Here is a 6,086-nt window from a genome sequence, read left to right as displayed (position 1 = left end):
ATTGACTATGCCAGAGCCTCCACTTGAAGAGCTAACACTACCTCCTGAGATGATAATGCCACCTTTTTTATCATCATCATCGCTACTACCACCTATGATACCTTCATTGACTATACCAGCAGCTCCACCACTTACTTCACCTGAGATGGTGATTTGAGCATTGATTTCTTTACCGCCTCCTATATAAATTCCAGATTTACCGCCTTCTACTTTAGCACCTTGTTTAACTTCAATGGCATCGGCTTCAATAACCTTAGAACTTCCATGATCTATATTAATACCATTATTTCCAGCCTTAATGCTACTGCCTTTTTCTAGGATGATTTTACCTAGCTCAATTTTATTACCGCTGCCCCCTGCATCTCCATAATCAAAAAAACTTATACCATTTAAATCTACTTCTATAGTACCTTTATTAACAAGGGTTTCTATTTTATTACCCGCTTCTGCTAATATACCATTAGACTTTGATTTAATAGTTCCTTCATTAGTAAAATTATTAATGACAGAAGAAGCACCATAAGGAGCTACAAGATTGATAGCTGCTCCAAGATTATGATTGCTTGTTGATTCTATGATTCCTTTGTTGGTAAAATTTTCTATAGTAGCATTACTTAAATTTAAACCAAAAATACCAGAAATTAAACCTTCATTATTAAAAGTTTTTATTGTATTATAGCTTAAGCTTATACCTGATGAAGCTCCATATAATGAAGGCTCTGTTTTTCCTGTACTATTTATGGTTCCAGTATTAATGAAAGTATTTATAGTTCCACCGCTCATACTTATACCATTGCTTCCGCTAATTAAACTACTATTGGTAAAGCTATTTATATTTGAATTTCCAGAAATGCTGATACCCTCTGAATTAGATTTGATAGTTCCGTTATTGTTAAAGGTTTTTATATTAGTATTTCCTTGGAAGAAAATTCCTTTATCATTATTAGAAGCTGTTATAGTCCCACTATTATCAAATTTATCTATATTAAGAGTTCCTGAGTTACCTCCCCAAATTCCCATATAAATTTGACCATTAATCTGACCTTTGTTTTCAAAGGTATTAACAGTAATGGTTCCATTAAAATTGTTATCATGTTCTACAGCTACCTTACCGTTAATAGTTCCATTATTGGTAAGATTAGTAAGTGTAAGAGTGTTGTTACCACTAGCATGAGCATAGATAATTTTATTGTTGTTATTCTCATTGCCTAAAGTTCCACCTGCTTCAATTATTATGGTATGTGGACCTTGATCGGTAATGTTGATTTGATTGCTTATTGAGCCACTTACAGTTGTATTAACTCTAGCTTCAGGAGTATAAACACTTGCTGATCTAGCTTTAGTATTTTTATGAACTTCATCATAAGTTTTTATTTCAGAATTTAATGTAGCATTAGCACAACTCGCTAAGAAAGAAATAGTAGCTAAAGATAAAACTATCTTTTTAGAATTTAAACAGGATTCTTTAATCCCCCCCCCGTAGACACCTTACTTGAAATAATATTTTTACTCAAATATTTTTCTCCTTCCTTATTTAAAATGATTTATTTTGAAATTAATTTCATATTTTTTATTTTTTAATAATAATATAAAATATAAAAATAAAATAGCGGAATATTAAAATATTTAAACTTAAAGTATAATTAAATACTGATTATTATATAATTATAAAATTTCAATTTAAATTTTATTTTATATAAAAAATTGATTTAATGAGGGTAAAATTTTTAGACAGAATTTTTATTGTTTTGTATGTTAGATAATAATCACTTCATTTTCTAAGTTTGTGCCAAATTCTTCAAAGACTTTTTTTCTAGCCAATTCGATAAGAAAAAACGCATCTTCAAAACTTGCATTTTTTTTATTGATTAAAAAATTTGCGTGTTTATCGCTTAACATAGCATCTCCTTTGCTAAATCCTTTAAGTCCTACAGCTTCGATTAAACGTCCTGCAAAGTCGTTTTTCGGATTTTTAAAGATAGAGCCAAAGCTTGCTCCACTAGGTTGGTTGCTTCTTGCATTTTTTAAAGCTTCATCTTTAAGGGTATCAAAGCCAAAGTTTAGTTTAAATTCAGCCCAAAAAAAATGCGTATTTAAAGGACAAAAACGATAATCAAAATTTATATTTGCTCTTAGAATTTCGCCTTGAGAAGTAGCAATTTTGATTAAATTTTGACTGATACACTCTCCTTTAAGTCCTGCATTCATTTTCAAAAGCCCGCCAAGTGTACCAGGAATTTTGCTTAAATACTCAAAACCCTTAAGATTGTTTTCTTTGGCAAAGCGATACATTTTGCTTGATTTTGTTTTGCAGCCTATGCGAAGATGTATAAAATCTTTATTTTGATCTAAAATTTGTATAAAATCAAAACTATCTCCTAAAATTCCTATATTTTTAGGTTTAGGGCTGACTAAAAGGTTATTTGCGCCGCCTATTAAAAAACCATCAAAATCACAAATTTGATCCAAAACTAAAACTTCAAATTCATTTCCTATACGCACAGAAGAGTATTTTTTAAAATCAATGATCATTTGATAAAAGTTGGAATTTGATTTAGTATGTTTTCGGTAAAGTCAATCATAGTTGTAGTCATCCAAGGCATTAAAAAGATTAAAATAACTACAACCAGGATGATTTTAGGAACAAAAGAAAGTGTCATTTCGTTAATCTGTGTAGTTGCTTGAAAAATACTGATTACAAGCCCTGCAATAAGCCCTGCTAAAAGCATAGGCAAGGAAAGTAAAAGTGTGATTTTAAAGGTTTGCACTCCAAGAGCAACCAAGGTACTTTCATCCATTTTTATCCTTTTTAAGAATTTCTAGCTTCTTCGTATTCGCTAGGGATAAGATAATCATTTACATGTATGATTTTATCATAAAATTTATAATCATATCCTAGTTTAAAAAGCGTATCTACAGCTAAAAGTTGAGTTTGATTCATGCTAATGGAGTTTTTATTGGCATATAGATTAAGATAAGTATCCAGTTTTTCTTCATCAACACGGATAAGTTTTCTTTCCATAAGCATAGGGGCTAAAATTTTACGATTTGCATCGGCGATTTTTACAGCATTGGTTAAATCCTTTTCGATCTTAATCGCATCGCTTAAAGGCAAAGAGCGACGCAAAGCCATTCCACCTAAAGGCAAAGGTAAATTTTCTTTAGTAAATTCAAGCCATATATCCCAAAGTTCTGCTTCCACGCAAAGACTTTGATCAAATTCTAAAATGCTTTCATGGATCAAAACTCCTGCATCTACTTCACCATTTAAAACTGCATTTTCAATGTCTAAAAAATTCTTATAAATAATTCTAGCTTCAGGGTATTTCATACGAAAAATCAAAGCATTGGTGGTATTTGCTCCACTCAAAGCGACTTTAAAATTTCTTTTTAAATGCGTATCTTTTTTCTTGATGAGTTTTGGCCCATAACCTTCACCAAAACTCACTGCTGTGCGTAAAAGTGCATACTCAGAAGCGATTAAAGGATAAAGCCCAAAAGAAATAGCCGTAGCATCAAATTCATTTTTCAAGGCAAATTCATTTAGAGTTTGTATATCTAAAGCTGTATTTTCATAAGCAAAATCATTCCCTATCCACCCAAATTTAATAGCCATATACATAAAAATATCATCAGCATCAGGAGAATGTGCAATAGTAATTTTTTTCATCTATGCTTCCTTTAATCTTTGCTTTAATTCTAGCAAAATAAACCATTATTTAATTTTATTTTGTTAGAATTCTAACTAAAAATTTAGAATTTTTAAGGAAAGTTATGGATGATAATAAAAGAAAATCCCTAGATGCTGCCCTAAAAAGTTTAGATAAAACCTTTGGAAAAGGCACTATCTTAAGACTAGGGGATAAAGAAGTCGAGCAAATCGATAGCATAGGCACAGGTTCAGTTGGGCTTGATCTTGCTTTAGGTATAGGCGGTGTTCCAAAAGGAAGAATCATAGAAATTTATGGGCCTGAAAGTTCAGGTAAAACCACTCTAACTTTACACATTATCGCAGAATGCCAAAAAGCAGGTGGAGTTTGTGCTTTTATCGATGCAGAACATGCGCTTGATGTAAAATATGCTAAAAATTTAGGTGTAAATACAGATGATTTATATGTTTCTCAACCTGATTTTGGAGAGCAAGCTTTAGAAATTGTAGAAACTATAGCAAGAAGTGGTGCAGTAGATCTTATCGTAGTAGATAGCGTTGCAGCACTTACCCCAAAAGCAGAAATTGAAGGCGATATGGGTGATCAACATGTAGGACTTCAAGCAAGACTTATGTCTCAAGCTCTAAGAAAACTTACAGGTATAGTTCATAAAATGAATACCACAGTAATTTTCATCAACCAAATTCGTATGAAAATCGGCGCTATGGGTTATGGTACTCCTGAAACCACAACAGGTGGAAATGCGTTAAAATTTTATGCTTCTGTGCGTTTAGATGTTAGAAAAGTAGCAACCTTAAAACAAAACGAAGAACCTATAGGAAATCGTGTAAAAGTAAAAGTAGTTAAAAATAAAGTTGCTCCTCCATTCAGACAAGCTGAATTTGATGTGATGTTTGGAGAGGGTTTAAGCCGTGAAGGTGAGTTGATTGATTACGGTGTAAAACTTGATATCGTAGATAAAAGTGGTGCGTGGTTCTCTTATAAAGATAAAAAACTTGGACAAGGTAGAGAAAACTCAAAAGCTTTCTTAAAAGAAAACCCTGAAATTGCAGATGAAATCACAAAAGCGATTCAAAATTCTATGGGAATAGAAGGTATGTTCAGCGGTAGCGAAGATGACGAAGGAGAAGAATAATGTTAGTAATTGAAGATGTTAGAGCCTATGAAGTTCTTGATAGTAGAGGAAACCCAACCGTAAAAGCTGAAGTTACGCTAAGCGATGGAAGTGTAGGTGCGGCCATAGTTCCAAGTGGTGCAAGTACAGGTTCAAAAGAGGCTTTAGAATTGCGTGATAATGATGAAAGATTTGGCGGAAAAGGCGTTTTAAAAGCTGTTGCAAATGTCAATGAAACCATTGCAGATGAAATTTTAGGGCTAGATGCTTTTAATCAAACTCAACTTGATGATACTTTGCGTGAGCTTGATGGAACAAATAATTACTCAAATTTAGGCGCAAATGCGACTTTAGGCGTGTCTATGGCAACAGCTCGTGCAGCTGCAGCTGCTTTGGGAATGCCTTTGTATCGCTACTTAGGTGGTGCAAATGCAAGCATTTTGCCTGTACCAATGTGTAATATCATAAATGGCGGTGCTCATGCAAACAACAATGTAGATTTTCAAGAATTTATGATCATGCCTTTTGGTTTTACTAGTTTTAAAGAAGCTTTGCGTTCAGTTTGTGAAATTTATGCGATATTAAAAAAAGAACTCGCAAATTCTGGACATTCTACAGCTTTAGGTGATGAAGGCGGTTTTGCTCCAAATTTAGCTAATAACACAGAACCTATCGATCTTTTAATGACTTGTATCAAAAAAGCAGGTTATGAAAATCGTGTAAAAATTGCTCTTGATGTAGCAAGTACAGAATTTTTCAAAGATGGTAAATACCACATGGAAGGCAAGGCTTTTTCAAGCGAGGATTTGATCGAACGCTATGTAGAACTTTGTGCAAAATATCCAATTTGCAGTATCGAAGATGGCTTAGCTGAAAATGACTTTGAAGGTTGGATTAAGCTTACTGAAAAATTGGGCAATAAAATTCAGCTTGTAGGCGATGATTTGTTTGTAACTAATGAAGATATTTTAAGAGAAGGCATCATCAAAAAAATGGCAAATGCTGTGCTTATTAAACCAAATCAAATCGGAACTATTACCCAAACTATGAGAACTGTGCGTTTAGCACAAAGAAATAACTATAAATGCGTGATGAGTCATAGAAGCGGCGAAAGTGAAGATGCTTTTATAGCAGATTTTGCCGTAGCTTTAAATACAGGACAAATCAAAACAGGAGCCCTAGCAAGAGGCGAAAGAACTGCAAAATACAATCGCTTGCTTGAAATTGAACTTGAAAGTGATGAATACTTAGGAGAAAAGCTCTGAGCGATTTACTTAAAGAATACGACGAAAGCACAAGAA

General features: G+C 33.1%; 5 protein-coding genes and 1 pseudogene. 2 read left to right on the top strand and 4 right to left on the bottom strand.

What is annotated here, in order from left to right; translation table 11 throughout:
• The 4 genes and pseudogenes from ELQ12_RS10365 to ELQ12_RS05500 all read right to left on the bottom strand — a co-directional run.
• Positions 1–1,020, bottom strand: a pseudogene (locus tag ELQ12_RS10365) (autotransporter outer membrane beta-barrel domain-containing protein); the annotation flags it as partial.
• A gap of 735 nt (positions 1,021–1,755) precedes the next feature.
• Positions 1,756–2,532 carry a UDP-N-acetylmuramate dehydrogenase gene (locus tag ELQ12_RS05510; RefSeq protein ID WP_134264621.1) on the bottom strand — a complete coding sequence of 259 codons (777 nt, stop codon included), beginning with the start codon at positions 2,530–2,532 and terminating at the stop codon, positions 1,756–1,758.
• A complete protein-coding gene (gene fliQ / locus ELQ12_RS05505) occupies positions 2,529–2,798 on the bottom strand; it encodes a flagellar biosynthesis protein FliQ (protein ID WP_002851290.1) in 270 nt (89 codons plus the stop codon). The genes ELQ12_RS05510 and fliQ overlap by 4 nt, the downstream gene beginning before the upstream one ends.
• Before the next feature lie 11 nt (positions 2,799–2,809).
• On the bottom strand, positions 2,810–3,670 hold the full coding sequence (locus ELQ12_RS05500; protein ID WP_070239936.1) for a menaquinone biosynthesis family protein: 861 nt from the start codon (positions 3,668–3,670) through the stop codon (positions 2,810–2,812).
• A 104-nt stretch (positions 3,671–3,774) separates the two neighbouring features.
• Here ELQ12_RS05500 and recA point away from each other — a divergent pair, with 104 nt between their 5' ends.
• Both recA and eno read left to right on the top strand, forming a co-directional pair.
• On the top strand, positions 3,775–4,806 hold the full coding sequence (recA, locus tag ELQ12_RS05495; protein ID WP_002862302.1) for a recombinase RecA: 1,032 nt from the start codon (positions 3,775–3,777) through the stop codon (positions 4,804–4,806).
• Entirely contained in the window at positions 4,806–6,050 is a 1,245-nt protein-coding gene (gene eno, locus ELQ12_RS05490) for a phosphopyruvate hydratase (RefSeq protein WP_002856489.1), read from the top strand. The genes recA and eno overlap by 1 nt, the downstream gene beginning before the upstream one ends.
• Positions 6,051–6,086 lie beyond the last annotated feature (36 nt).

Origin of the sequence: Campylobacter sp. US25a (assembly GCF_004379075.1) — a bacterium.
GTDB lineage: Bacteria > Campylobacterota > Campylobacteria > Campylobacterales > Campylobacteraceae > Campylobacter_D > Campylobacter_D jejuni.
Note: the sequence above shows the minus strand (reverse complement) of the source record. Positions and strands in the feature narration are given on the sequence as shown.